Origin of the sequence: Phaeobacter sp. JH20_34, assembly GCF_048056095.1 — a bacterium.
GTDB classification, from domain to species: Bacteria; Pseudomonadota; Alphaproteobacteria; order Rhodobacterales; family Rhodobacteraceae; genus Phaeobacter; species Phaeobacter bryozoorum.
This window is the reverse complement of the sequence record NZ_JAYMWT010000004.1, coordinates 584,776-608,989: the sequence shown is the minus strand read 5'-3', so window position 1 is coordinate 608,989 and position 24,214 is coordinate 584,776. Positions and strand designations below refer to the sequence as shown.

Sequence of the window (24,214 nt, the reverse complement as noted above, 5' to 3'; positions counted from 1 at the left end):
GCACACCTCGGATCCGCGCCGGGCGGGATCCGGGATCTGACTTATTCTTCTTCCAGAGCTTCGACTGCGGCCTGCAGGTCGTCCTTGGACACTTCTTTCTCGCTCACTTTGGCCTGCTCGGCGATGTGATCGATGACCTTGTCTTCGAAGATCGGTGCGCGCAGCTGCTGCTGCATCTGAGCGTTCTGCTGGATGAACTCAAAGAACTGGCGTTCCTGGCCCGGGTACTGGCGTGCCTGGCTCATGATGGCCTGGGTCATTTCCGCATCGGTCACTTCGACCTCGGCTTTCTGACCCAGCTCGGCCAGCAACAGGCCCAGACGGACGCGGCGCTCTGCCAGTTTGTTGTGCTCGTCAGTCGGCTCGATTTCACCGTGGTTGTGATCGTGAACCTCGGGGTTTTCCTCGTGCCACAGCTGATGTGCGATCTGCTTGGCTTCGGCTTCGACCAGCGAGGGCGGCAGGTCGAAGGAGACCAGATCGTCCAGCTTGTCCAAAAGGCCACGCTTCATCACCGCGCGGGCCGCACCGGCGTATTCTGCTTCCAGACGCTCGGAGATCTGACCTTTCAGCGCGGCGAGGTCCTCGGCGCCGAATTTCTTCGCCAGCTCGTCGTTGATCTCTGCTGCCTTGGCGGCTTTGACCTCTTTCACGGTGCAGGTGAATACGGCTTCCTTACCGGCCAGATGCTCGGCCTGGTACTGCTCGGGGAAAGTGACGGTGACGTCTTTTTCGTCGCCTGCCTTGGTGCCGACCAGCTGGTCTTCGAAACCGGGGATGAAGGAGTTGGAGCCCAGCACCAGCGGGTAGTCTTCGCCTGCGCCGCCGTCGAAGGCTTCGCCGTCTACCTTGCCGACGAAGTCGATCACAACCTGATCGCCATCTTCAGCGGCAGCACCCTCTTCGCGGGCTTCGAATTCCTTGGCGGTCTCGGCCAGGTTGGCCAGCGCCTCGTCAACTGCGGCGTCGTCTGCTTTGACCACCAGCTTTTCCAGCTCAACGCCGGAGAGATCAACTTCGGGGATTTCAGGCAGTGCCTCATAGGACATCTCGACGTTGACGTCGTCGCCCTCTTTCCAGTCTTCGTTGGTCATCTTGACGTCGGGCTGCATCGCCGGACGGTCACCGCTTTCCTCGAAGTGCTTGTTCATCGCACCGTCGATGGTTTCCTGCATGGCTTCGCCGATCAGACGCTGGCCGAACTGCTTCTTCAGCAGCGCCATGGGAACCTTGCCCTTGCGGAAGCCCTTCATCTCGACTTCGGGCTGTGCCTCGACGAGTTTTTCATTGACCTTCGCATCCAGCTCGGCGGCGGTAACGGTGATCGCGTAGCCGCGTTTCAGACCTTCGTTCAGCGTCTCGGTGACCTGCATCATATTCCCCATAGAGATTCGGGGCGCGCGCGCGGGCGCTCCCCCAGACAATTTGTGGCCTTCTATTTGCACAAGCGCGGCGGCGCAAGAGGGATTGCCCCCGCAGCCGCCCGGTCAGCGCCGGTTGCGGCGTTTTTTGGCCCCGAAAACAGAAAACACGCCCCAAAGGACGTGTTTTCCATAATCCGATTGCGCGGATGCCGTTCAGGGCGCAGCGGATGGCCCTGCCCTGGCGCTGGCGATCAGAACTTCCAGCGGGCGCCTGCCATGATGGAGGAACTGTCCTGATAGCTGGTCCCAGAGGTGTCCGCATAGGAATAGTCGCGGTAGGCCACATAGGTTTCCAGGTTCAGACCGTCGAAATTCTGCACCGCTGCGACGCCCCAGGATTCAGCGTTGTCGCCACTGGTGACCATATCCGAGCCGTCATAATAATCGATGGCAAAGGAGGTCGCGCCCACGGCCAGGAAATTCGCGGTATAGCCCAGCTTGGCAAAGGCATAATCGCCGCCGGTGTCGCGATCCCCTGCCGCAACCGCAAGCGAGACTCCGCTTGGTTCGTGCAGCGTGGCAAAGGAGGCCACGATATCGCGGGTTTTGGTGCCCGGCCCGTTTTCGTTCCAGACCGCCCCCAGCGCGCCCTGAATGGCGAAATCACCAAGATCGTCGTTATTGTACCTCACAGCGATATCATAGGCTTCACGGTCGGAATTTGAGCGCAGGATCTCTTCGCCATAAGAGGCCGAGACGGTAAAGCCGCTGAATTCCGGCGTATCATAGCGCACCCGGCCAAGCCGCCCGCCATCGAAGCTGCGGAAGGCCGAGCCGATGTTGACGCCTGACAGCGTACCGGTGGAGGTGCGGAACAGGAAGCCGCCAGCGGAATCCCCGATGGCAGACGTCTGAATGACACTGGTGCCGGAGAAATCGGATTCCGCCAGCCCGTCAGAGGCCATCGAACCCTGACCAAAGGAGAAGGTGCCGTAGCGCGGTGTTGCGTATTGAATATCGACCTTGCGGATCCGGGTACGGTCCCAGCTGATGTTCTGCGGACGGCCGTTCTGGTTCACCCCATCGGAGGAGCGCAGCCCAAGAGCGGTTTCGAAATTGAACCGCAGGGTGTTCTCGCCAAAGGGCTGTTCAAGCCAGAAGCCGATGCGCGAGTTGGAATTGGCGTTGTCCACCAGCGTGCTGAAATCGTCACTGCCATCGTCGAACGACTGGAACGAGGGGTTGAACTGACCATAGTAGCGGAAGCTGCCGCCGGAGCTGTTCTCGTAGGTGGGCCCGGCAAAGGCGGGAACCGCCAGCCCGGCAACAAGACCGGACATCAGGGCTGTCACCCCAAGGTGAGAGGCAATTTTGGTGTTCATGAGGAGATGCTCCAATATTGTTCAGGGCGGCTCCCTCTCCATCCCTGAGAGGCCGACCTGTCACAGGTGCTATCACGCGATTTTCTGGTGCTGCACTCTTGAAATAAGCCGCGCCGGTTCCGTTGCCAGCTGTGGGCGGAATTCTCGCTCGATTGTGATCACCCGCTGCGCGGCACCGCGCCGATCGGTCCGGAATTTCTGCGCCGCCCAGCTGTCTCAGGCTGACCAATCGGGCCGGAACATCGCTCCCCCCAGAAAACGTCGACATTTCGGTGGAATATTCAGTGAAACATGCCGTCAAACGGCGGATTTCCACAGTTTATTAAGGGGCACTCGTTAGCTGTGGCAGATCGACAAAGCAGGTACCCAGACTATGAGATTCAAAACTTCCATCAAGACGGCCATCTTTCTGATCGTCTTTCTGGCCAGCGCGGTCATGTTCGCGCTCATCGCCCTGTCGCGATACACCGATCAGCTGCGCACGGGGATCGAGACTGAAGTGGTCGCCGTGGAGGGGTTTGCAAAGACCCTCGCCGAGGCCAGCAGCGATTTTCAGAACGCCCGCATTGTTGAGATGGGGTTTCGCCTGAAGCCGAGCCAGGAGGTGATCGCCACCCAGGCTGAGACCATGGCGCATCTGCGCAACCGGCTGGAGACTGCAAGGATGCAGATCACCGAGTTGGATAACATGAGTGAGGCTGCACAGACGCTGAGCCTGCTGGCCAGTGAAATCGCCGCCTATGAAGCCGGGTTTGCCGACGTGGTCGCCAGCCAGGAGCGGTTGGGCTTTGACGAGACCGACGGGCTTCAGGGGGCGCTGCGCAGCTCTGTGCGGAGCATCGAAAAGGCATTGGAAGACACAGCAGAGCCCGAGATGAAGGTGAAGATGCTGATGATGCGGCGCCATGAGAAAGATTTCATCATGCGCCACGACACAAAATACATCGACCGGCTGAACGCCCGCGTGGATGAATTCCGTGCGTTCCCCGGCAGCTATTACAAGAACATCTCGCAGCGGGCCCGGATCGGCAGCCTGTTGACCGCCTATCAGAACTCCTTCAACGCCTATGCCGAGGAGACCAAGGTGATCGACGGCCACTATCAGGCCCTGAATGAAATCGAAACCGCTAGCGCGCCGATCCTGGCCAAGATGAACGACCTCACCTCGGCCCGGCTGGACAGGATCCATGCCAGCGCCGCCGAGGCCATCGCCACCGCCAATGCCAATGCTATGAAGGCAGGCTTTGGCGGGCTCGGGGTCTTTGTCGTGGTGGCATTTGCCCTTGCCATCGGGATCTCGCGTCCGCTGTCGCGGGTCAATCTGGTGCTGCAAAAGATCATGGCGGGCGATTTCTCCACTCCGGCGCCGCAGTCGCGCATCAAAGAGGTCTCGACCATTGCCGCCGCCGTGGAGGACCTGCGCGCCGACAATGAGATGAAGGACAAGCTGACCCGCGAAATTGCCGAGGTCATCAGCGCCTGCGCTGCCGGAGACTTTTCCAAACGGTTGCAGATCGGGGACGCCAGCGGCTCCTTTGCGGATCTGGGCCGCGGTGTGAATGCCATCGGCGACGCGGCAGAGGGCGGCCTCGGCGATATCCGGCAGGTGCTCGACACGCTGGCGGCAGGTGACCTCACGCAGCGCATGCCCGACGGTCAGAAGGGGATTTTCAAGGAAATCGCCGATGCGGTCGACAACCTCAGCGACAGCCTCACCAACATGGTGCGGCAACTCTCGCACAGCAGCGAGGTGCTGAATTCCACCGCCGCAGAAATTGCGGCCGCCGCCGAGGACGCCTCGCGCCGCGGAGAAACCTCCGCCGCCTCCCTGGAAGAAACCGCCGCTGCGCTGCAGACATTGGACGACACCGTGCGCGGCACCGCCGAAGGGTCGGATCAGGCCAAGGATATCGTGCGCGACGCCTTTGCCCAGGCGCGCTCCACCAGCGAACTGGCCAGCCAGACCATCAGCGCCATGCAGCGGATCGAGGATTCGTCTGGCGCCATCGCCAAGATCACCGACCTGATCGAAGATCTTGCCTTTCAGACCAATCTCTTGGCGTTGAACGCCGGGGTCGAGGCCGCCCGCGCGGGAGAAGCAGGCCGCGGCTTTGCCGTCGTCGCCTCCGAGGTGCGCGGCCTCGCGCAGCGTTCTGCTGACGCCGTGCAGGAGATCAACGCGCTGATTGAGGTCAGCACCCGCGAGGTTGCCCAGGGCGTGAAACTGGTCGATCAGACCGGCACCGCGCTGGCCTCGATCCAAAGCTCGGTCGAAGCGGTGGTCGGCAAGGTTGAGCAGATCGCCGCCACCACGGTCGAGCAGTCCAATGGTCTGTCAGAGGTCAACACCGCCGTCGTCTCCCTGGACCAGAATGCGCAGAAGAACTCCGCCATGCTGGAGCAGACCGCCGCCGCCGGTCAGATGCTGCGCGAGGAGGCGCAGACATTGGTCCGGGCGATCTCCGGCTTTACCATCAGCCCTTCCGGCACCGGACACCGCGATGCTGAACCCATCGCCGACAGCTGGGCGCAACCGGCCTATGACGATGAGGATATGGCCTACGCCCAATCCGCCTGATCAGACGGTCTGACCGCACTGCCCCAGCTGGCGCGGCGGTCGGACCTGAGGCTGGCCAAGGCGTCAACGACCGGTGTCGCAGTCTGATGAGCCCAGTTCCGCCCCCTGACCTGGTGCCCCCTGACCTGCCCCCTGAAACGCCCGCCAACCCGGGCGTTTCATCATATCCGCCAAAGATATCCTCCAATGGGTCGATCCGCGCCAGTCAGGCAGCGGCGCAGGTGCCGATCAAAGACGGGCCTGAGCTGATCAAGACGACGCAGATCAGCCAGAGCCCCACGCATGGCATCCACCGCCCCGCCGATGGCGACATTGTCCTCGGTACAGATGCCGCGAAGGGCAAAAGTCAAAGCTGGTGCCAAAGGGGTAGACCGGCCCCAATAGGCCGGGTCATCTCAGGGGATCTGTGAAAAATGGTGCGGGTGGAGGGACTTGAACCCCCACGCCTTGCGGCGCCAGAACCTAAATCTGGTGCGTCTACCAATTTCGCCACACCCGCATCCTGTCGGTGGTCACAGCCACCGTGAAGCGCTCAATAGCAAAGCTTTTTGACGGATGCAAAAGGGAAAGCGCGGTTCGGGCGCAACTTTTTCACCCGCGCCCTGCCCCGGCTATCCGGTTCGCCCCTCAAGCCTGCGCAACACGCAAGGGATCTGCTCGGGCAGATCCTCGGCAATCAGCCCGGGGCCGAATTCCAGCGCGCATTCGACGTGAATATAGGCGGCGGTCTCGGACGCCTGCATCGGGGAAAACCCGCGCGCCAGCAGCCCGGTGATGAAGCCTGCCAGCACATCGCCCGACCCGGCGGTGGCCAGCCAGGGCGCGGAGCGCTCGTAATGGGCGGAATTCACCGAGCAGCGCCCGTCCGGCGCGGCGATCACCGTATCGGGGCCCTTGAACAGCACCACGCAGCCCGCGCGTCTGGCCGCCTCACGGGTGGCGTCGACTTTGGAATAGGCGGGACCGGAGGTGGCGGGTGCTGCCAGTTTTTCTGCGATATCCGGGAACAGCCGGGCAAACTCGCCGCCATGGGGCGTGATCACACAGGTGTCGTGCAGGGCCTCAAACAGGACGTCGGGTTTCAGCTCGAACCGGGTCAGCGCATCAGCATCCAGAACGGTGGCGCGTTTTTCCTTCAGCACCGCCATGACCACCGCCTGGGTGTCGGCCCCGCGCCCCAATCCGGGGCCAAGGCAGACCGCATTGAACCGCTTGTCCTCCAAGAGTTCGCTGACCCCATGCGCGCCGTCGATCTGCCGCAGCATGATCGCCGTCAGCTGACTGGCATTTTCCATCATCGCCGATCGCGGCGAGCCGACGGTCACCAGCCCTGCCCCGATGCGAAGCGCTCCGCGGGCGGCAAGACGCGCGGCACCGGTCCGACCATGTCCGCCGGAGAGGATGAGGGCGTGGCCGTGGGTGTATTTGTGATGACCGCTTCGCTTCGACATTATCTGTGGCGCAACCGAGGTCACGACGCCGCCAGTTGCGGCACCTTGCCCTGTTTTCAGGCCGATGCTTTTGACCACAACCCTGCCTGACTGCTCGGGTCCATCTGCCAGGACATGCGCCAACTTCCGGCTGTGAAAGGTTACCGTGAGATCAGCGCGGATTGCCTCAAATTCCCGTGCCGGTTCCTTACTAAGCAGCAGTTTGCCAGAGTCCGTGCACGCCCCGCTGGGTAGGTCAATTGAGACCACGCGGGGCGCCGGGAAAGCACCCGTTCTGGAGTTTTCTGACAGACGCCACTCGGTTATCTCGGTTAGCCGACCAAACGAATTGAACGTCTCGACCGGCCGCGTAAGTCCAGTTCCAAACAGCGCATCAACAAGAAGAGTGTTTTCCCGGTGCTTTGCAGGATCCAGTGCAAATGCGCCACTCCCAGTGTCGACATATGGAACGACTGCTCCCAGCTCCCGCCACCGCTCATAATTCACCTTCGCATCCGTCGGCAGCTTGTCCGGGTCTCCAAAAAGGAACACCTCCACCTCCCAGCCGCGCTGCTTCAACAGTCGCGCCACAACAAAACCGTCGCCGCCATTGTTGCCCGGCCCGCAGTGTACCACGGCACCGTAGGGTCCTTCGGCACCGTTCTTCTGGCCAGAAATATCCCGGGGGGAGGCCGCAGGCCGGGGGGCAGCGCCCCCCATTTGGCTAGCCGCAGGCCCCGCCAGCTCCGGCCATTCCTCGAAAATGGCCTCGACCACGCCCCGCCCTGCCCGCTCCATCAGCTCCAGACCGGTGACCTCGCCAGAGCCGATGGCGGCCTGTTCAATGGCGCGCATCTGGGCAGCGGTCAGCAATTCGCTCATTCCTTTGACCTCTCGATTGGGGCAGCAAACGGCGGCGCGGATTCAGAACTGCGCATAAAACGGGCGCACTGCCTAATTTTTAGGCACATCCGATGAAATCCTGCGCAGTTTCGCCGCAGCGCTTGCAGCTCTTGTTGTCGCGGCTCAGTAGAAGTGATCTGACCTCTCTCGACAAGGTTGCGAGGAGTCACCCCGATGAAAAAGATCGAAGCCATCATCAAGCCGTTCAAACTCGACGAGGTGAAAGAAGCCTTGCAGGACGTGGGCGTACAGGGTCTTTCGGTGATCGAGGTCAAGGGGTTTGGCCGTCAGAAAGGTCATACCGAGCTCTACCGTGGCGCCGAATATGTCGTCGATTTCCTGCCGAAGGTGAAAATCGAGGTGGTTCTGGACGATGATCAGGTTGATGCCGCCATCGAGGCGATTGTGGCAGCAGCCAAGACCGACAAGATCGGCGACGGCAAAATCTTTGTCTCGCCCGTTGAGCAGGCAATCCGCATCCGCACCGGGGAAACCGGTTCGGACGCGCTCTGAGCCTGACCACATAATACTCGGCTGTCCCTGTCGCCGCGCGGCAGGCCAGCCCGGACACTCTCAAGACAAAAAGATCAGAAGGACCATTGGAAATGAGCGCAGACGCAGTTCTGAAGATGATCAAAGACGAAGATGCCGCCTATGTCGACATCCGTTTCACCGATGTGCGGGGCAAGCTCCAGCACGTGACCGTGGACGTCGACCTGGTGGATGAAGATTTCCTCGAAGAGGGCTTCATGTTCGATGGCTCCTCCATCGCCGGCTGGAAGTCGATCGAAAACTCCGACATGAAACTGATCCTCGACACCAGCTCGGCCTATGTCGATCCGTTCTATGCCGAAAAGACCATCTGCATCCATTGCTCCGTGGTTGAGCCCGATACCGGCGAAGCCTACCCCCGCGATCCGCGCGGCACCGCGCAGAAGGCAGAGGCCTATCTGAAATCCTCCGGCATCGGCGATGTGGCCTATATGGGCCCCGAGGCAGAATTCTTCCTGTTTGATGATGTGCGGTTCTCCAACACCATCAACAAAGTCTCCTTCGAGGTCGACGCCACCGACGCCTCATGGAACACCGATACCGAATATGAAATGGGCAACATGGGCCACCGTCCGGGTCTGAAGGGCGGCTATTTCCCGGTGAACCCGATCGACGAAGCCCAGGACCTGCGCTCCGAAATGCTATCGACCATGAAGCGTCTTGGCATGAAGGTGGACAAGCACCATCACGAGGTGGCCTCGTGCCAGCACGAGCTGGGCCTGATCTTTGACAGCCTGACCAAACAGGCCGACGAGCTGCAGAAATACAAATATGTGATCCACAACGTGGCACATGCCTACGGCAAATCCGCAACCTTCATGCCGAAGCCGATCTATGGCGACAACGGCACCGGCATGCATGTGAACATGTCGATCTGGAAGGACGGCAAGCCGCTGTTCGCGGGCGACAAATATGCCGATCTCAGCCAGGAAGCGCTGTATTTCATTGGTGGCATCCTGAAGCACGCCAAGACCCTGAACGCCTTCACCAACCCCTCGACCAACTCCTACAAGCGCCTGATCCCCGGCTTTGAGGCCCCGGTTCTGCGCGCCTATTCCGCCCGCAACCGCTCCGGCTGCGTGCGGATCCCATGGACCGAGAGCCCGAAAGCCAAGCGCGTCGAAGCCCGTTTCCCCGATCCGGCCGCAAACCCCTACCTGGCCTTCTCCGCCCTGCTGATGGCCGGCCTTGACGGGATCAAGAACAAGATTGATCCGGGCGAAGCCATGGACAAGAACCTCTACGACCTGCCCGCAGAAGAGCTGGCCGGCATCCCTACCGTCTGCGGCAGCCTGCGCGAAGCGCTGGAATCGCTGGCGGCCGACCATGACTTCCTGTTGCAGGGCGACGTGTTCACCAAGGACCAGATCGAAGGCTATATCGCCCTCAAGATGGAAGAGGTGGAAACCTACGAACACACCCCGCATCCGGTGGAATACGGCATGTACTACAGCTGCTGATCCCCGATCACGCAGGCTGACTGGGCGCTCCCTTCGGGGGGCGCCTTTTTCATATGCGCCGCAGCAGCTCAGCTCGCCGTCGTCCTCGTCAGATATGGGTGGCTGCGACATATGATCATGGCGCTCCGCCGACGCGATATTGCGTGCAGATCCAACGGGGCGACTTTTGATTTGACATCCCCCCGCCGCTCGGTCTCCATCGCCGCATGATCCTTGCTGTTCTACTGCCCATCGCCATGCCGATCGTGGCGCTCATCTGCCTTTTTGCGGCCTACCGGCCAAATCGCATCTCACGCGCGCTGCTGGCGGCGACGGGCTGGGCTTTGCTCGCGCTGACCGGGTGGTATGTTGCCCGTTTCATACTTGGCCTTGCCTAGCGGCGGCCCGCGTCATGCCGGATCCCGGCCCCCCTGCCGCTGACACGCTCCCCTTACGTCAACTGATCGGAAACACTGCGAGTGATTGGCGGCGATTGGCAATCGCTGCGGCATCAATGTGACCATTCCCCGCCCATGTTTCGCCCCATTCGTCGCGTGACAGCAGGTCGACTAGCAAGAAATATCAACATTTTCAAAATGATAGCTAGAGTCACCGACGCATTCAAATAACCTAAGGATTATTTTACCAATCGCCTGTCGCCGCCTCACTTTCCACCATTTCAAATTTTAACTTAATTGTTGAAACATCTGAGCGGAGGATCCCGACGGTGACACAGTCAGTTCAGTACAAAGGCAAGCTCGGCTTTGAGGCCCGACACCCGGAGGCCTTGTCCAGCAGCTCGGCCTCGGTGGTCGATACGCTGGAGGAATATGGTCACGCCGTGCGGCAGTTCCGATCCCGCAGCCCCAATCTGATCCTGCTTGAGTGCGATCATTATCGCATTGAACTGCGCTATCTGCGCCATCCGATCAAGCCGACGCGGGCCAACAGCGCCGATGCGGACTGCACCGAGACGCGGCTGCGCAGCGCGCTGAATGTGACGCTTATCCCGAACCATCCTGACCATTGCGACGCCGAGCTGAGCGAGCTGCTGCTGGCGGTGGTCCTGCGCCGCCTGACAGAAGAGCTTGAGGTGGCGACGGTGGATTGGCTGGACACCCCCGTCACGCTGACCCGGGCGGCCTTTCTTGGTGCGTTTTCGGACGCTTCAGAGGTCGAAACACCCTCCGAGGCGGCTATGCCCACCCCGCTAGACGGGTCAGCAGACGGGACTGCAACCGTACCGCCGGAGGTGTTGCTGACCGTATCACCAGTGACCGCGCCGACAGACGCCGCGGCTGACACCTCCGCCGTTATTGCGCCGCAGATCGCTGCGCCGGACGCGTCGCAATCCGCAGCCGATCCCAAACAACGACCCCAGGGACGGCTACGCGGCCGGGCCTGTTTCGAGCCGGTCGATGTCACCGCTGCACAGCTTGCCGAACATTGCGCGGCCATGCTCGACTCCTCGGAACTCCGCGCCACCGGTCGCCACGCCATCGAGGCGCGTAACAGGGCGCGGGCACGCACCAAGGCCATCCTGCAACATCCGCGGGCTACCCACTACGACATGGCCCGGATCGGTGGTCTGCTGGCGGCTGTGCCGCCGCGTATGCTCTCGGCGGTGGCCCATATTCTGCACAGCCCGCAGCTGCGCGGCCATCTGCATATCATCTGTGGCGCAACTGCGCTGCTGGCCCTGCAAAGCTCGGCTGCCATCGCCTTCTAGAGCCGCACCCGCTCTAGGCCGATGCAGCCGGTGCCCCCCATTGGGCCAAGACATCCGCACGGGCCAGCACGCTCGTGTGGATGCTGAAAACTACCGCGCGACTGCGCGGCAGCCGCAGAATCGTCTGCCGTTCGCTGCGCAGATACCCGGCGTCATCCGCCGCTGGACGTGGACGATCCCCGCTGACCCGGCGCGGCTGATGCAATGTGGCATCGGCGTACCACAGCGCATTGAACCGCCACATCGGGCGGCCCTGCTGGACCCCGTCAAACAGCCGCTGCACCCGCGCCGCAATGCCCGCATCATAGCTGTCGACAGGCGCATGGATGGCGATCAGCGGACGCAGGTATTTCTCCGCCAGGGTCCAGTTCGCCGGGAAGCACAGCACCGCCCCGGTCAGCACATGCTCATCCGCCCCCTGCGGTTTTTCCAGAATGCAGAAATCCTGCTGCGCGATCCGCCCCAGCGTGCCGAGGGGATCCTCCCAGTCCAGCTGCACCTGCGCCCCGTCAGGCCGGAGCACATGGCCTGGCCGAGACGGCGCAGCCTCCGGGTAGAGCTGCGCCAGAACCGCCTCTAGCAACTCGCAGGCAGCGGGCATCGCCCCCGGCCCGCATTGCAGAACCTCCGCCCGCTGAGTTGTCAGCAGCCGCTCACGCTCCGTCATCTGCGCGGCGAAGGCCGCGTCGAAATAGAGCCAGTCTTCTGGCGCCAGCGGCTGGATGCCGGGCAGCTTGCGCTCTTCCAGGGGATAATACGGCAGGCGGGTTTGCAGAATCTCATTCATGCCACCTTGTAGCAAGCAAAGCCTGCCATTTCATCCGCCAGCTTGCGCATCAGCCTGAAAACGACCGTCCGAACAGTCGTATTTGGCAGCGACACCGGCGCAAGCCCCGCGCCACTTTGGACAGATCTGTCCAGAGATGGAGCCGGAGATGAACGAGCACTACCGCGACACCCGCAAGATTGATCCCACGCGCGGCGCCACCCTTGGCGACAATACGCCTAACGATCAGGACCGGGTCGAGATCGGCCCCACCCAACTGGCCTATCGCGAATGGGCCGCCGCAGGGTTGCAGCTGCCTGATCTTCAGGCGATGCGCCGCTACCGCTGGGAGCGGCTGACCCGGTTCATCAACGATCGCGACTACGGCGGCCTCCTGGTGTTTGACCCGATGAACATCCGCTACGCCACCGACTCCACCAATATGCAGCTGTGGAACACCCATAACCCGTTTCGCGCACTCTTGATCTGCGCTGACGGCTACATGGTGATGTGGGACTACAAACAGGCGCCTTTCCTCAGCGAATTCAACCCGCTGGTGCGCGAACAGCGCGCCGGGGCGGATCTGTTCTACTTTGATCGCGGCGACAAGGTGGATGTGGCGGCGGATGTCTTTGCCAATGAGGTGCGTGAGCTGTTGCGCGCCCACAGCGGCGGCAACAGGCGGATCGCCGTGGACAAGATCATGCTGCACGGGTTGCGCGCGCTCGAAGCACAGGGGCTGGAGGTCTTCCCCGGCGAGGAGCTCACTGAGAAATGCCGCGCCGTGAAAGGCCCCGATGAGATCCGCGCCTTGCGCTGCGCCAATCACGCCTGTGAAACAGCTGTCGCCGCGATGGAGCGCTATGCCCGCAGCGCCATCCCCGGCGGTCAGATCAGCGAAGATGACGTATGGGCAGTGCTGCACACCGAAAACATCCGCCGGGGTGGCGAATGGATCGAAACCCGGTTGCTAACCTCTGGCCCGCGCACCAACCCGTGGTTTCAGGAATGCGGCGGGCGCATCATCCAGAACAACGAAATCATCAGCTTTGACACCGATCTGGTCGGCTCCTACGGGATCTGTATCGACATCTCGCGCAGCTGGTGGATCGGCGACCGCGCGCCGCCTGCCGATATGATCTATGCGATGCAGCACGGGGTTGAGCACATCCGCAGCAATATGGAGATGCTGAAACCGGGCGTGAATCTGCAGGAGCTGTCGCGCAGCTGCCATCTGCTGGATGCTCAGTTCCAGAAACAGAAATACGGCTGCATGATGCACGGTGTCGGGCTCTGTGATGAATGGCCGCTGGTCGCCTATCCCGATCAAATGGTCGAGGGCGCTTTCGACTATGAGCTGGAGCCGGGCATGGTGCTCTGTGTCGAGGCACTGGTCAGCCCCGAAGGCGGCGATTTCTCGATCAAGCTGGAGGATCAGGTGCTGATTACCGAAACCGGCTATGAGAACCTCACCACCTACCCGTTCGATCCGGCGTTGATGGGCACGGCGGGCGGGAAGTGACCCGCAGGGCGTCGCGCAAAGAGCCTGGGCAGAGCGCCCACTGGCGGGCGCTTCCCCGCTGGGGGAGAGACCGCTGAACCTGTGGCGCCGTCAGGCGCCTCCGCTTTGCCACCGGGCGAGTTTATCCCTCAGGATCAGCACACTGCGCGCGGAACTATATTGCGACAGCTCTGCCAGCGGCACCCAGGCCAGCGCCTTTGATTCCGCAGTGGCCCGGATTTCGCCTGCCTCGGCCCGAAACAGGTAGCGCACATCGTAGTGCAGATGCGCCGCCTCGCGGCCATTGGCCGGGATCTCGTGAATGTCTATGTCGAACACCTGCTCCCCAATACGGCTGATCCGGCTGAGCCCGCTTTCCTCATAGGCCTCTTTCCAGGCGGTGAACCCTGCATCGGCGATGCCGTCGCAATGTCCGCCCAACTGTAACCACCGGTCCAGTTTGGCATGATGGGTGAGCAGCACCGCAGAGAGATCCTGCGACAGCACAAAGGCGGATCCGGTCACATGGCCGATTGCCGGATCCCGTTCAAACGCCCTTGGCTCGCGCGCGCAAAAGGTGGTCAGGCGCTGCCACATCTGCCGGTCACGCGCATCCAGTGGGGTGAATGCGCCGATCCCCGCGCAGTGATCCAGGGTCGTATTTGTTGTCAATATCCCTCACCTTCCCGTGACGTCGGGGCCTGATGGCTTGTACCTGCCCGGCTGTCGCCGCACCTTAGGGCGACCCCCAGATAAAGGCCATTCCTATGCCCACCGAACGCATTTCCTTTTCCGGTCACTCCGGTGACCAGCTGGCTGCGCGACTGGATCTACCCGAAGGGCCGATCCTGTCAACGGCGCTGTTTGCGCATTGTTTCACCTGTTCCAAGGACATCCCGGCGGCGCGGCGCATCTCGGCCCGTCTGGCGGCGATGGGAATTGCCGTCCTGCGGTTTGATTTCACCGGTCTGGGTCATTCCGATGGCGAGTTTTCCAATACCAACTTCAGCTCAAATGTCGCCGATCTGGTGGCGGCGGGACAATATCTGGCGGGGCGCGGGCTGGCGCCTGCGCTGCTGATCGGTCATTCGCTGGGCGGCGCTGCGGTGCTGCGCGCCCGTGCAGGCCTGCCGTCGGTGCGCGGCGTGGTGACGCTTGGCGCGCCCTCCGATCCGGCCCATGTGGCGCATCAGTTTGGCGAGGCGCTGGAGCAGATTGAGACCGAAGGTGCGGCCGAGGTCTGCCTTGCCGACCGCCCGTTCCTGATCCGCAAGCAATTCCTCGACGACATCCGCAGCGAGGCGCTGACCAGCGCCGTTGCTGATCTGGATGCCGCGCTTCTGGTGATGCATGCGCCGCTGGATGCCACCGTCAGCATCGACAATGCAGCAGAGCTGTTCATGGCGGCCAGACACCCCAAGAGCTTTGTCACGCTGGACGATGCCGACCACCTGATTTCGCGTCCCCGTGATGCCGAATATGCCGCTGACCTCATCGCCGCCTGGGCCGGGCGCTATATCGACCTGTCGCCGCCTGCTCCGCCCCCCGGTGCCCCCGAAGGCGTACTGCGCGTCACCGAAGCGGATCCGAACGGCTTTTTGCAGGATATCCAGTCCGGCCCCCGTCATCACACCTACGCCGATGAACCGCTGGCCTATGGCGGCAGCAATCGTGGCATGACACCCTATGGGTTTATCGCCGCCGGTCTCGGCGCCTGTACCTCCATGACCATCCGCATGTATGCCCGGCGCAAGGGCTGGCCGCTGGAAGGCGTCAGCGTCGATGTCTGCCATGACAAGGTCCATGCGCAGGATGCCCTGCCCTCGGGTCCGGCGCAGATCGACCAGTTTACCCGCGTGATCTATCTGACCGGCCCCCTAAGCGCAGATCAACGCGCCAAGCTGATGGATATCGCCGACCGCTGTCCGGTGCATCGCACGCTGGAACATGGCGCCAAGGTGACGACGCGGCTGGATCAGGCGGAGGTTGAGGTGGATCCGGCACATCTGCCGTTCTGACCCTGCGCTGACGGCGGCATTTGTTGGGCGGGCGGATGTCGCCGCTGGCTGCCGGCCCCGTAACGGATGCCGTCTGCCTCCCTATCAGTGGCGCAGAACCCACCGATGCGCCGGATGCGAGACATAAGACAGCTGAAATCGGGCGCTTTCTGTCGCGGGCTGGCTCCGCGCCCTTGCCCTGTGAGGCGCGCTGCTCTAAGACGCGCGGCATCATCCGCTTCCCTTCTGCCCTGCTACAATAAGGTGCTGCTGCCCATGATCCCCCGCTATTCCCGTCCTGAAATGGTTGCCATCTGGTCGCCGGAAACCAAATTCAAGATCTGGTACGAAATCGAGGCACATGCCTGCGAAGCCATGGCGAACCTCGGCGTGATCCCGCGCGAGAACGCCGACGCGGTATGGAAAGCCAAGGACGTGGAATTCGACGTCGCCCGCATCGACGAGATCGAGGCCGTGACCAAACATGACGTCATCGCCTTTCTGACCCATCTGGCCGAACATGTCGGCTCCGAGGAAGCGCGCTTTGTGCATCAGGGCATGACATCGTCGGACGTGCTGGACACCTGCCTCAATGTGCAGCTGGTGCGTGCCGCCGACATCCTGCTCGAGGGCGTCGACAAGGTGCTCGCCGCGCTGAAGAAACGCGCGCTGGAGCACAAGGACACCGTGCGCGTCGGCCGCTCCCATGGCATCCACGCCGAGCCGACCACCATGGGTCTGACCTTTGCCCGTTTCTATGCCGAAATGGACCGCAACAAGCAGCGTCTGCAAAATGCCCGCGCCGAAGTCGCCACCGGTGCAATTTCCGGCGCGGTTGGCACCTTTGCCAATATCGACCCGCGCGTTGAAGAACATGTCTGCGAACAGCTCGGCCTCAGCCCTGAGCCGATTTCGACCCAGGTGATCCCGCGCGACCGTCACGCAATGTTCTTTGCCACGCTGGGCGTCATCGCGTCGTCGATCGAGAATATCGCAGTGGAAATCCGCCACATGCAGCGCACCGAGGTGCTGGAAGGCGCCGAATTCTTCTCGATGGGCCAGAAAGGCTCCTCGGCAATGCCGCACAAGAAGAACCCGGTTCTGACCGAAAACCTCACCGGCCTTGCGCGCTTGGTGCGGATGGCGGTGATCCCGGCGATGGAAAACGTGGCGCTGTGGCATGAGCGCGATATCTCGCACTCCTCGGTGGAGCGCGGCATCGGCCCGGATGCGACCGTGACCCTGGATTTTGCGCTCAACCGTCTGGCCGGCGTCATCGACAAGATGCTGGTCTTCCCTGAGAACATGCTGGACAACATGAACAAATTCCCCGGCCTCGTTATGTCGCAGCGGGTGCTGCTGGCGCTGACGCAGGCGGGTGTCAGCCGCGAGGACGCCTATTCCATGGTGCAGCGCAACGCCCTGAAGGTCTGGGAAGATCGTGTTGATTTCCGCGAGCTGCTGCTGGCGGATGCCGATGTGGTTGCCGCCCTTGGCGAAGAGGCGATCAACGAGAAATTCGACATGGGCTATCACACAAAACATGTCGACACGATTTTTGCCCGGGTGTTTGGCGACTAAGCCAACCTGTGATCTCTGTGATTGCACAGGCCGCTCTGCCATACGCAGGGCGGCCTTTTTCGTGCCGCTCCGCTCACTGTCTTGTTATCCCGCCCCGGTGGTCCACCCTCTAAGGTGAAGACACCTCAGGCCGCAGATCCGCGGCGCGCGCGACAAAAGGACAATCCCATGCCTGCCATCCCGACACGAACCGCCCTCCTCGCCCGCTCTCTGCCCGCATCGGTGCTGCGGGCCAGCTGTGCCGCGCTGCCTGCGCTGGCGCTCTCGGCCGCTTTTGCCACCGCCTTTGCAGGCCAGTCATTGGCGGCGGGGAGCGATGACAGCGCCGCGCCAAAGCCAACCAACACCACCAAGACCTGCAAGGGCGCCAAGGTCTGGGACGATCAGAAACAGCGCTGCGTCGCGCCCAAACACTCCTCGCTCGACCCGGATGAAATGTATGACGCCGTGCGCGAACTCGCCTATGCCGGGCGCTATGGCGACGCGCAGGCGGTGCTGGCGGCGATGCCTGACCAGATGGATAGCCGGGTGCTGACCTATTGGGGCTTTACCTATCGTAAGCAGGGCTATCGGGATCAGGCCATGTCCTATTACACTCGTGCCATTGCGCTGGATCCACAGAACCATCTGGCGCGGTCTTACATGGGGCAAGGGTTTGTAGCTGAAGGAAAATACGGTCTTGCGCTGGAGCAGTGGAAACTGATCCGCGCCGCTGGCGGCAGTGGCAGCTGGGCCGAGGTCTCGCTGCGCGAGGCGCTTTTGTCGGGGCAGACGCAAAGCTATTGATTTTCAGCATTTCTTTACGGCTTGCGCCCTAGATTGGAGACAACAGAAAGAGAATCTTTTTGGCTAGGGCTCATAAATGCAGAATGAAAATGCTTTGGCGCTTCCCATGGCGGCCTCCTCAGATGACTTTGGCGATTTCTCCGCCCCGGCTCCGCTTGGCGGGATGGATTTCGGCGGCGATTTCGGCGGCGGCGATATGGGGATGGGCGGCATGGGTGGCGGTGCGCTGGATATGCCCGCAATGGGCGGTGGTATGCCCGCCGCCAAATCCAAACTCAGCGGCAAGGCCAAAGCCGCCATTGTGGTCCGCCTGCTGCTGAACGAAGGGGCCGATATCCCGCTGGAATCGCTGCCGGACGATTTGCAGATCGAATTGACCCAGCAGATGGGCCGCATGGGGCTGATCGACCGCACCACCCTGCATGAGGTGGCCGGGGAATTTGCCGAAATGCTCGACAACGTCGGCCTTTCCTTTCCCAATGGTCTGGCTGGTGCGCTCTCCGCGATGGAGGGCAAGATCAGCCGCCAGACGGCCAGCCGCCTGCGCAAGGAGGCCGGCGTGCGCCAGTTTGGCGACCCGTGGGAGCGTCTGCGCGCCCTGCCGCCAGAGGAGCTGGCTGAGCTGGCTCAGGCCGAAAGCACCGAGGTCGCCGCTGTCCTTCTGTCCAAACTCGACACCACCAAGGCGGCGCAGATGCTGATCCACCTGCCCGGTCCCGTGGCCCGCCGCATCACCTATGCTGTCAGTCAGACCGCCGCCGTGACCCCGGATACAGTGGATCGCATTGGCCTGTCCCTCGCCGCGCAGATCGAGGCGCGGCCCGAGGTCGCCTTTGAAGAGACGCCGGGCCAGCGCATGGGGGCCATCCTGACCCAGGCGGCAGCGGGCAAACGTGACGAGGTGCTGACCGCGCTGGATGAGGAAGACGAGGAATTCGCCGGTGACGTCCGCAAATCGATCTTCACCTATGCTCTGATCTCACAGCGCGTCAGCCCCGTCGATGTGCCCAAGATCGCGCGCGTTCTGGCGCAGCAGGATCTGGTCACCGCCATCGCCTTTGCCACCGACGAGGACGATGTGGAATCCAGCGAATTCATGCTGGCCAATATGTCCAGCCGGATGGCCAACAACATCCGCGAGGAAGTGGCCGAACGGGGCAAGGTCAAGCGCAGCGTTGGAGAAGGTGCCATGGGCACGATCGTCAACGCATTGCGAGAGCTGGTGAATTCCGGCGAGATCGAGCTGCGCACCACTGACGAGGACGACGAGGACTGATCTCAGCGCCCGCAACGGCGGCGCGGCCCAGGGCCGCGTCCACCGGATCTGAGCGGACGTATGGCCAAGAGCTGCGTTGCCGATCACGGGGTCGGTTGCTTGTGCCTGTTGGCGCCGCCGTTTATGGTCGCGGCTGATTTTGCTTTCCTCAATTGCAGGCCGACCGGACATGCCCGTTGATCCCTCCACTCTGTCCCCAGGCCGCCGCGCCAGCTACTACGCCAGCAATCTGGCGCTGCGCGCGATCATCGGCGCGCTGGGTCTGATCCCCTATGACAAACGCATTCCGGCGATGGGCTGGGTGATGCGCAAGGCTGCACCGCTGGCGGGGTTTCACAAACGGGTGCGCGACAATCTCGCGCTGACCTGCCCCGAATTGCCGGAGGCGGAGGTGGCGCGTCTCTGCGATGAGGTCAGCGACAATGTCGGGCGCGTGGTGGCGGAACTCTACGCCGGGCAACCCTTTCTGGAGCGCGCCTGGGCGGCGCCGGTCTCCGGCCCCGGTCTGGCGGCGCTGGAACGCGCCCGCGCCGAAGGGCGTCCGGTCATTCTGGTCACTGGTCATTTCGGCAATTACGACGCCGCGCGCGCCAATCTGATCAAGCGCGGCTTTGCCATGGGGGCGCTCTATCGTCGGATGGCCAATCCCTATTTCAACGACCACTATGTGCGCGCCATTGAAAAGACCGGCAAACCGATGTTTGAACAGGGAAAACGCGGCATGATGGAGATGGTCCGCCACCTGAAACAGGGGGGCATCATTGCCATCGTGGCGGATCTGCACGCCCATGGCGGGGTCAATATCGACTTCTTTGGCGAACCTGCCGTGACCTCCATCGTGCCAGCCGAACTGGCGCTGAAATACAAGGCTGCGATGATCCCGGTCTACGCCATTCGCCAGCCCAACGGGCTGGATTTCGAGATCATCGTGCAGGAAGAAATCGCCCCATCGGATCCTGTCACCATGACCACCACCGTCTGCAAACGGCTGGAGGAACTGGTGCGGCAACATATGGGGCAATGGTTCTGGATCCACCGGCGGTGGAAACCCTATGTGCCGATCCCGAAACCCACACCGGCAGACCGGAAACCGGACGCGACCTGAGCCTGCCCGGGGTGCTGCGGTGTGCGGTCTTCGTCTGGCCTGGCTCAGGTTTGCCCGGCCCACTTCAGCCTGTCTCAGTTCAACCTGTCTCAGTTCAGCCTGGCTGCGGCCAGGATCGCACCATAGGGCGCCTGCTGTACCAGCAGCGCGGCCGGGCGGGCATCGGTCAGCGTCACAGTCAGCTCCAGCGCGCCCTGCCCGTCCCAATCCGCCACGCGGTCGATCTGTTCGACGACATTGGCGTAATCCAACCGACGGCCCGCCAGCTCCCCGCGTGAGATATCCACGGTTTTCAGCGGCGCATAACGCACCAGCTGCACCGAGATCGGCCCGGACAGAACCGGCGCGGTATCCGCCCGGCGCAACGCGACAGCGACGCCATCAGCGGCGCTGCCATCAATGCGGATCGACACCTGGCTGGGCCGGGTCTGATGGCGGGTGATCACCTCGGTCAGCTCCATCGCATTGGCGCCGACAACATCGTCCTGACCATTGACGATCATCTGCGGGGTATAGACCATCTGGCGCCCGCCGACGTGGGCGTATCCTTTCTGGCGGCGGGTGTGGGCGGGATCGGCGAACTGATCTTTCCAGCCGATATAATCCCAGTAATCCACGTGCAGCGCCAGCGGCAGCACATCAGGCCGCGCCGTCAGCTGCCGCAGCAGCGCATCAGCAGGCGGACAGGAGGAGCACCCCTGCGAGGTGAACAGCTCCACCACCACCAAATCGGTGGCCGCGCCAGCGCTCTGCGCGGCGGCCCCGGTTGGCAGCGTCATCCACACGGCCAGAAAAAGCGATGCGACCCATTTCATACAAGAAACCCTTTTTGCTCTGGCTTATGGATCTAGCGGGCTGAGCCTGAAATGACCAATCAATCATTCTTGAGACGGCCGTGCGCGGTGCTGTTTGGGGTGAAAATTCCACCTTGGCGCAAATTTTGTGTACTATTGCATACAAAAATGCTGCCTGCGGCGTTTCAGCTATTGAATGCACGCCCGACCTGTTGCAGATAGCCGGTAGCGAATTCCCTGTTTTCACATCCCAGAGGGAGGCCAAACATGCCTATCACCGTCGGACAGGACAATGCCAAGACGCGCCGCAAACTGAGCGCGGGTGGCAAGTCGATCTCCTATTACTCGATCCCCGCCGCAACCGAAGCCGGTCTTGGCGATTTTGCCAAGCTGCCTGCCGCGCTGAAAGTGGTGCTGGAAAACATGCTGCGGTTTGAGGACGGTGGCTTTTCCGTCTCCACTGACGATATCAAGGCTTTTGCCGAATGGGGCGCCAACGGCGGCAAGAACCCCCGCGAAATCGCCTATCGTCCGGCCCGCGTGCTGATGCAGGATTTCACCGGCGTTCCCGCCGTTGTGGACCTTGCCGCGATGCGCGACGGTATCAAGGCGCTGGGTGGCGACGCCCAGAAGATCAACCCGCTGAACCCGGTTGATCTGGTCATCGACCACTCGGTCATGATCGACGAGTTCGGCAACCCGCGCGCGTTCCAGATGAACGTCGACCGCGAATACGAACGCAACATGGAGCGTTACCAGTTCCTGAAATGGGGTCAGGGCGCGTTCAACAACTTCCGCGTTGTGCCCCCGGGCACCGGCATCTGCCACCAGGTGAACCTGGAATATCTCGCCCAGACCATCTGGTCCGATGAGGATCAGAACGGTGAGATGGTCGCCTACCCCGATACGCTGGTCGGTACCGACAGCCACACCACCATGGTCAACGGCGCGGCCGTTCTGGGCTGGGGTGTTGGCGGTATCGAGGCCGAAGCCGCGATGCTGGGTCAGCCGATCTCCATGTTGATCCCCGAGGTCATCGGCTTTGAGCTGACCGGCGCCATGGTCGAAGGCACCACCGGCACCGACCTCGTGCTGAAGGTTGTGGAAATGCTGCGCGCCAAGGGCGTGGTTGGCAAATTCGTGGAGTTCTACGGCACCGGTCTTGATACGCTGCCGCTGGCGGACCGCGCCACCATCGCGAATATGGCGCCGGAATATGGCGCCACCTGTGGCTTCTTCCCGATCGACGAAGAAACCATCCGCTACCTGCGCAACACCGGCCGCGACGAAGACCGTATCGCGCTGGTCGAAGCCTACGCCAAGGAAAACGGCTTCTGGCGTGATGCGGATTACGCCCCGATCTACACCGACACGCTGAGCCTCGACATGGGCACCATCGTGCCTGCGATCTCCGGCCCGAAACGCCCGCAGGACTATGTCGCCCTGACCGGCGCCAAGGCGGCGTTCCAGAAGGAAATGGAAGAGACCTTCAAGCGTCCCATGGGCAAGGAAGTCGCCGTCAAGGGCGAGGACTACACCATGGAAAGCGGCAAGGTCGTGATCGCCTCGATCACCTCCTGCACCAACACCTCGAACCCCTATGTGATGATCGGCGCGGGCCTCGTGGCGCGCAAGGCCGCTGCCCTCGGCCTGGATCGCAAGCCCTGGGTCAAGACTTCGCTGGCACCGGGTTCGCAGGTTGTGTCCGCCTATCTGGAGGCCGCAGGCCTGCAGGAAGATCTGGACAAGATCGGCTTTAACCTCGTGGGCTATGGCTGCACCACCTGTATCGGCAACTCCGGTCCGATCCAGCAGGAGCTGTCCGATGCCATCGCCGAAGGTGATCTGGTGGCGACCTCGGTTCTGTCCGGCAACCGCAACTTCGAAGGCCGTATCAGCCCCGATGTGCGCGCCAACTATCTGGCCTCGCCGCCGCTGGTTGTTGCCTATGCGCTGGCGGGCACCATGGATATTGATCTGGCGTCAGATCCGATTGCCCAGGACAAGGACGGCAAGGATGTCTACCTGAAGGACATCTGGCCGAGCCAGAAGGAAATCGCCGATCTGGTCGAAGCAACCGTGACCCGCGAAGCCTTCCTGTCGAAATACGCCGATGTGTTCAAAGGCGACGAGAAATGGCAGGCGGTGGACACCACCGACGCCGAGACCTACGACTGGCCGGCAAGCTCCACCTATATCCAGAACCCGCCCTACTTCCAGGGTATGGGCTCTGAGCCGGGTACCATCTCCAACATCAAGGACGCAAAAACGCTCTTGATCCTTGGCGATATGGTCACCACCGACCACATCTCCCCGGCGGGCTCTTTCGCGACCACCACCCCGGCAGGCCAGTATCTGCTGGACCGTCAGGTGCAGCCGCGTGAGTTCAACTCCTACGGCTCGCGTCGTGGCAACCACGAGATCATGATGCGCGGCACATTTGCCAACATCCGCATCAAGAACGAGATGCTCGACGGTGTCGAAGGTGGCTATACCAAAGGCCCCGATGGCGAACAGACCTCAGTCTACGAGGCCTCCATGGCCTATCAGGAACAGGGTACCCCGCTGGTTGTCTTCGGCGGCGAACAATACGGTGCGGGCTCTTCGCGCGACTGGGCGGCCAAGGGCACAGCCCTGCTGGGCGTCAAGGCGGTCATCGCCGAGAGCTTTGAACGTATCCACCGCTCCAACCTGGTTGGCATGGGCGTGATCCCGTTTGAGTTCACCGGCGGCGACACGCGCAAGACGCTGAAGCTCACCGGCGATGAGACGGTCTCGATCCACGGCCTGGACACCATCAAGCCGCAGCAGGAAGTTCCTTGCGACATCACTTACGGCGATGGCACCACCAAGACCATCACCCTGAAGTGCCGCATCGATACCGCGCCCGAGATCGAGTACATCGAACATGGCGGCGTGCTGCATTACGTGCTGCGCAACCTCGCCAAATCCTAAGGCAGGCGCAGGTCACTGCATCTGAGCGATCAACGCGGGTGCCCTTCGGGGCACCCGTTTTTGTTTTCAACACGAT

17 protein-coding genes and 1 tRNA gene are annotated in these 24,214 nt (G+C 62.1%); 11 read left to right on the top strand and 7 right to left on the bottom strand.

Annotated elements, in window-relative coordinates; all coding sequences use genetic code 11:
• Nucleotides 1–41: 41 nt before the first annotated feature.
• On the bottom strand, nucleotides 42–1,373 hold the full coding sequence (gene tig, locus VWZ81_RS04520; RefSeq protein ID WP_416534167.1) for a trigger factor: 1,332 nt from the start codon (nucleotides 1,371–1,373) through the stop codon (nucleotides 42–44).
• Between the two features lie 242 nt (nucleotides 1,374–1,615).
• Nucleotides 1,616–2,746, bottom strand: coding sequence for a porin (locus VWZ81_RS04515; RefSeq protein ID WP_416542182.1), 1,131 nt, complete (start codon nucleotides 2,744–2,746; stop codon nucleotides 1,616–1,618).
• Between the two features lie 373 nt (nucleotides 2,747–3,119).
• Between VWZ81_RS04515 and VWZ81_RS04510 the strand changes: the two genes are divergently transcribed.
• Nucleotides 3,120–5,324, top strand: coding sequence for a methyl-accepting chemotaxis protein (locus VWZ81_RS04510; protein ID WP_416534169.1), 2,205 nt, complete (start codon nucleotides 3,120–3,122; stop codon nucleotides 5,322–5,324).
• Nucleotides 5,325–5,738: 414 nt separating this feature from the next.
• Here VWZ81_RS04510 and VWZ81_RS04505 read toward each other — a convergent pair.
• Together VWZ81_RS04505 and VWZ81_RS04500 are read right to left on the bottom strand one after the other, a co-directional pair.
• Nucleotides 5,739–5,823, bottom strand: a tRNA-Leu gene (locus tag VWZ81_RS04505).
• A gap of 112 nt (nucleotides 5,824–5,935) precedes the next feature.
• On the bottom strand, nucleotides 5,936–7,636 hold the full coding sequence (locus VWZ81_RS04500) for an NAD(P)H-hydrate dehydratase (protein ID WP_416542181.1): 1,701 nt from the start codon (nucleotides 7,634–7,636) through the stop codon (nucleotides 5,936–5,938).
• 195 nt (nucleotides 7,637–7,831) lie between these two features.
• On the opposite strand from VWZ81_RS04500, the gene VWZ81_RS04495 reads away from it, so the two are divergent.
• The 3 genes from VWZ81_RS04495 (at nucleotide 7,832) to VWZ81_RS04485 (ending at nucleotide 11,377) form a co-directional block, all read left to right on the top strand.
• Nucleotides 7,832–8,170, top strand: a complete 339-nt coding sequence (locus VWZ81_RS04495; RefSeq protein WP_014874894.1) for a P-II family nitrogen regulator — start codon at nucleotides 7,832–7,834, stop codon at nucleotides 8,168–8,170.
• Between the two features lie 92 nt (nucleotides 8,171–8,262).
• Nucleotides 8,263–9,669, top strand: coding sequence for a type I glutamate--ammonia ligase (gene glnA, locus VWZ81_RS04490; RefSeq protein WP_340545814.1), 1,407 nt, complete (start codon nucleotides 8,263–8,265; stop codon nucleotides 9,667–9,669).
• 706 nt (nucleotides 9,670–10,375) lie between these two features.
• The gene (locus VWZ81_RS04485) at nucleotides 10,376–11,377 is read left to right on the top strand and encodes a hypothetical protein (protein ID WP_416542180.1); all 1,002 of its coding nucleotides are present in this window, start codon (nucleotides 10,376–10,378) and stop codon (nucleotides 11,375–11,377) included.
• A gap of 13 nt (nucleotides 11,378–11,390) precedes the next feature.
• On the opposite strand, the gene VWZ81_RS04480 is transcribed toward VWZ81_RS04485, so the two are convergent.
• On the bottom strand, nucleotides 11,391–12,164 hold the full coding sequence (locus VWZ81_RS04480) for a heme-dependent oxidative N-demethylase family protein (RefSeq protein WP_416542179.1): 774 nt from the start codon (nucleotides 12,162–12,164) through the stop codon (nucleotides 11,391–11,393).
• A 148-nt stretch (nucleotides 12,165–12,312) separates the two neighbouring features.
• Between VWZ81_RS04480 and dddP the strand changes: the two genes are divergently transcribed.
• Nucleotides 12,313–13,665, top strand: a complete 1,353-nt coding sequence (dddP, locus tag VWZ81_RS04475; RefSeq protein ID WP_416542178.1) for a dimethylsulfonioproprionate lyase DddP — start codon at nucleotides 12,313–12,315, stop codon at nucleotides 13,663–13,665.
• A gap of 90 nt (nucleotides 13,666–13,755) precedes the next feature.
• Here dddP and VWZ81_RS04470 read toward each other — a convergent pair whose 3' ends face one another.
• On the bottom strand, nucleotides 13,756–14,241 hold the full coding sequence (locus tag VWZ81_RS04470; RefSeq protein ID WP_416542451.1) for an NUDIX hydrolase: 486 nt from the start codon (nucleotides 14,239–14,241) through the stop codon (nucleotides 13,756–13,758).
• 170 nt (nucleotides 14,242–14,411) lie between these two features.
• Between VWZ81_RS04470 and VWZ81_RS04465 the strand changes: the two genes are divergently transcribed.
• The 5 genes from VWZ81_RS04465 (at nucleotide 14,412) to VWZ81_RS04445 (ending at nucleotide 20,389) form a co-directional block, all read left to right on the top strand.
• On the top strand, nucleotides 14,412–15,662 hold the full coding sequence (locus tag VWZ81_RS04465; protein WP_416542177.1) for an alpha/beta fold hydrolase: 1,251 nt from the start codon (nucleotides 14,412–14,414) through the stop codon (nucleotides 15,660–15,662).
• A gap of 255 nt (nucleotides 15,663–15,917) precedes the next feature.
• Nucleotides 15,918–17,222 carry an adenylosuccinate lyase gene (gene purB / locus VWZ81_RS04460; protein ID WP_340545820.1) on the top strand — a complete coding sequence of 435 codons (1,305 nt, stop codon included), beginning with the start codon at nucleotides 15,918–15,920 and terminating at the stop codon, nucleotides 17,220–17,222.
• A gap of 168 nt (nucleotides 17,223–17,390) precedes the next feature.
• The gene (locus tag VWZ81_RS04455; RefSeq protein WP_416542176.1) at nucleotides 17,391–18,008 is read left to right on the top strand and encodes a tetratricopeptide repeat protein; all 618 of its coding nucleotides are present in this window, start codon (nucleotides 17,391–17,393) and stop codon (nucleotides 18,006–18,008) included.
• A 76-nt stretch (nucleotides 18,009–18,084) separates the two neighbouring features.
• Nucleotides 18,085–19,284: a flagellar motor switch protein FliG gene (locus tag VWZ81_RS04450; RefSeq protein WP_416538917.1), complete on the top strand. Its 1,200-nt coding sequence runs from the start codon at nucleotides 18,085–18,087 to the stop codon at nucleotides 19,282–19,284.
• A 169-nt stretch (nucleotides 19,285–19,453) separates the two neighbouring features.
• Nucleotides 19,454–20,389, top strand: a complete 936-nt coding sequence (locus tag VWZ81_RS04445; protein ID WP_416534177.1) for a lysophospholipid acyltransferase family protein — start codon at nucleotides 19,454–19,456, stop codon at nucleotides 20,387–20,389.
• A gap of 89 nt (nucleotides 20,390–20,478) precedes the next feature.
• On the opposite strand, the gene VWZ81_RS04440 is transcribed toward VWZ81_RS04445, so the two are convergent.
• Entirely contained in the window at nucleotides 20,479–21,204 is a 726-nt protein-coding gene (locus VWZ81_RS04440; protein ID WP_416542175.1) for a DUF1223 domain-containing protein, read from the bottom strand.
• 246 nt (nucleotides 21,205–21,450) lie between these two features.
• Between VWZ81_RS04440 and acnA the strand changes: the two genes are divergently transcribed.
• A complete protein-coding gene (acnA, locus tag VWZ81_RS04435) occupies nucleotides 21,451–24,138 on the top strand; it encodes an aconitate hydratase AcnA (RefSeq protein ID WP_340545825.1) in 2,688 nt (895 codons plus the stop codon).
• Nucleotides 24,139–24,214 lie beyond the last annotated feature (76 nt).

Excerpts from the sequence above, each read along its gene's own strand:
- tig (WP_416534167.1), bottom strand. The coding sequence starts at position 1,373 with ATGCAGGTCACCGAGACGCTGAACGAAGGTCTGAAACGCGGCTACGCG.
- VWZ81_RS04515 (WP_416542182.1), bottom strand. The coding sequence starts at position 2,746 with ATGAACACCAAAATTGCCTCTCACCTTGGGGTGACAGCCCTGATGTCC.
- VWZ81_RS04510 (WP_416534169.1), top strand. The coding sequence starts at position 3,120 with ATGAGATTCAAAACTTCCATCAAGACGGCCATCTTTCTGATCGTCTTT.
- VWZ81_RS04500 (WP_416542181.1), bottom strand. The coding sequence starts at position 7,636 with ATGAGCGAATTGCTGACCGCTGCCCAGATGCGCGCCATTGAACAGGCC.
- VWZ81_RS04495 (WP_014874894.1), top strand. The coding sequence starts at position 7,832 with ATGAAAAAGATCGAAGCCATCATCAAGCCGTTCAAACTCGACGAGGTG.
- glnA (WP_340545814.1), top strand. The coding sequence starts at position 8,263 with ATGAGCGCAGACGCAGTTCTGAAGATGATCAAAGACGAAGATGCCGCC.
- VWZ81_RS04480 (WP_416542179.1), bottom strand. The coding sequence starts at position 12,164 with ATGAATGAGATTCTGCAAACCCGCCTGCCGTATTATCCCCTGGAAGAG.
- dddP (WP_416542178.1), top strand. The coding sequence starts at position 12,313 with ATGAACGAGCACTACCGCGACACCCGCAAGATTGATCCCACGCGCGGC.
- VWZ81_RS04470 (WP_416542451.1), bottom strand. The coding sequence starts at position 14,241 with ATGTGGCAGCGCCTGACCACCTTTTGCGCGCGCGAGCCAAGGGCGTTT.
- VWZ81_RS04465 (WP_416542177.1), top strand. The coding sequence starts at position 14,412 with ATGCCCACCGAACGCATTTCCTTTTCCGGTCACTCCGGTGACCAGCTG.
- purB (WP_340545820.1), top strand. The coding sequence starts at position 15,918 with ATGATCCCCCGCTATTCCCGTCCTGAAATGGTTGCCATCTGGTCGCCG.
- VWZ81_RS04455 (WP_416542176.1), top strand. The coding sequence starts at position 17,391 with ATGCCTGCCATCCCGACACGAACCGCCCTCCTCGCCCGCTCTCTGCCC.
- VWZ81_RS04450 (WP_416538917.1), top strand. The coding sequence starts at position 18,085 with ATGCAGAATGAAAATGCTTTGGCGCTTCCCATGGCGGCCTCCTCAGAT.
- VWZ81_RS04445 (WP_416534177.1), top strand. The coding sequence starts at position 19,454 with ATGCCCGTTGATCCCTCCACTCTGTCCCCAGGCCGCCGCGCCAGCTAC.
- VWZ81_RS04440 (WP_416542175.1), bottom strand. The coding sequence starts at position 21,204 with ATGAAATGGGTCGCATCGCTTTTTCTGGCCGTGTGGATGACGCTGCCA.
- acnA (WP_340545825.1), top strand. The coding sequence starts at position 21,451 with ATGCCTATCACCGTCGGACAGGACAATGCCAAGACGCGCCGCAAACTG.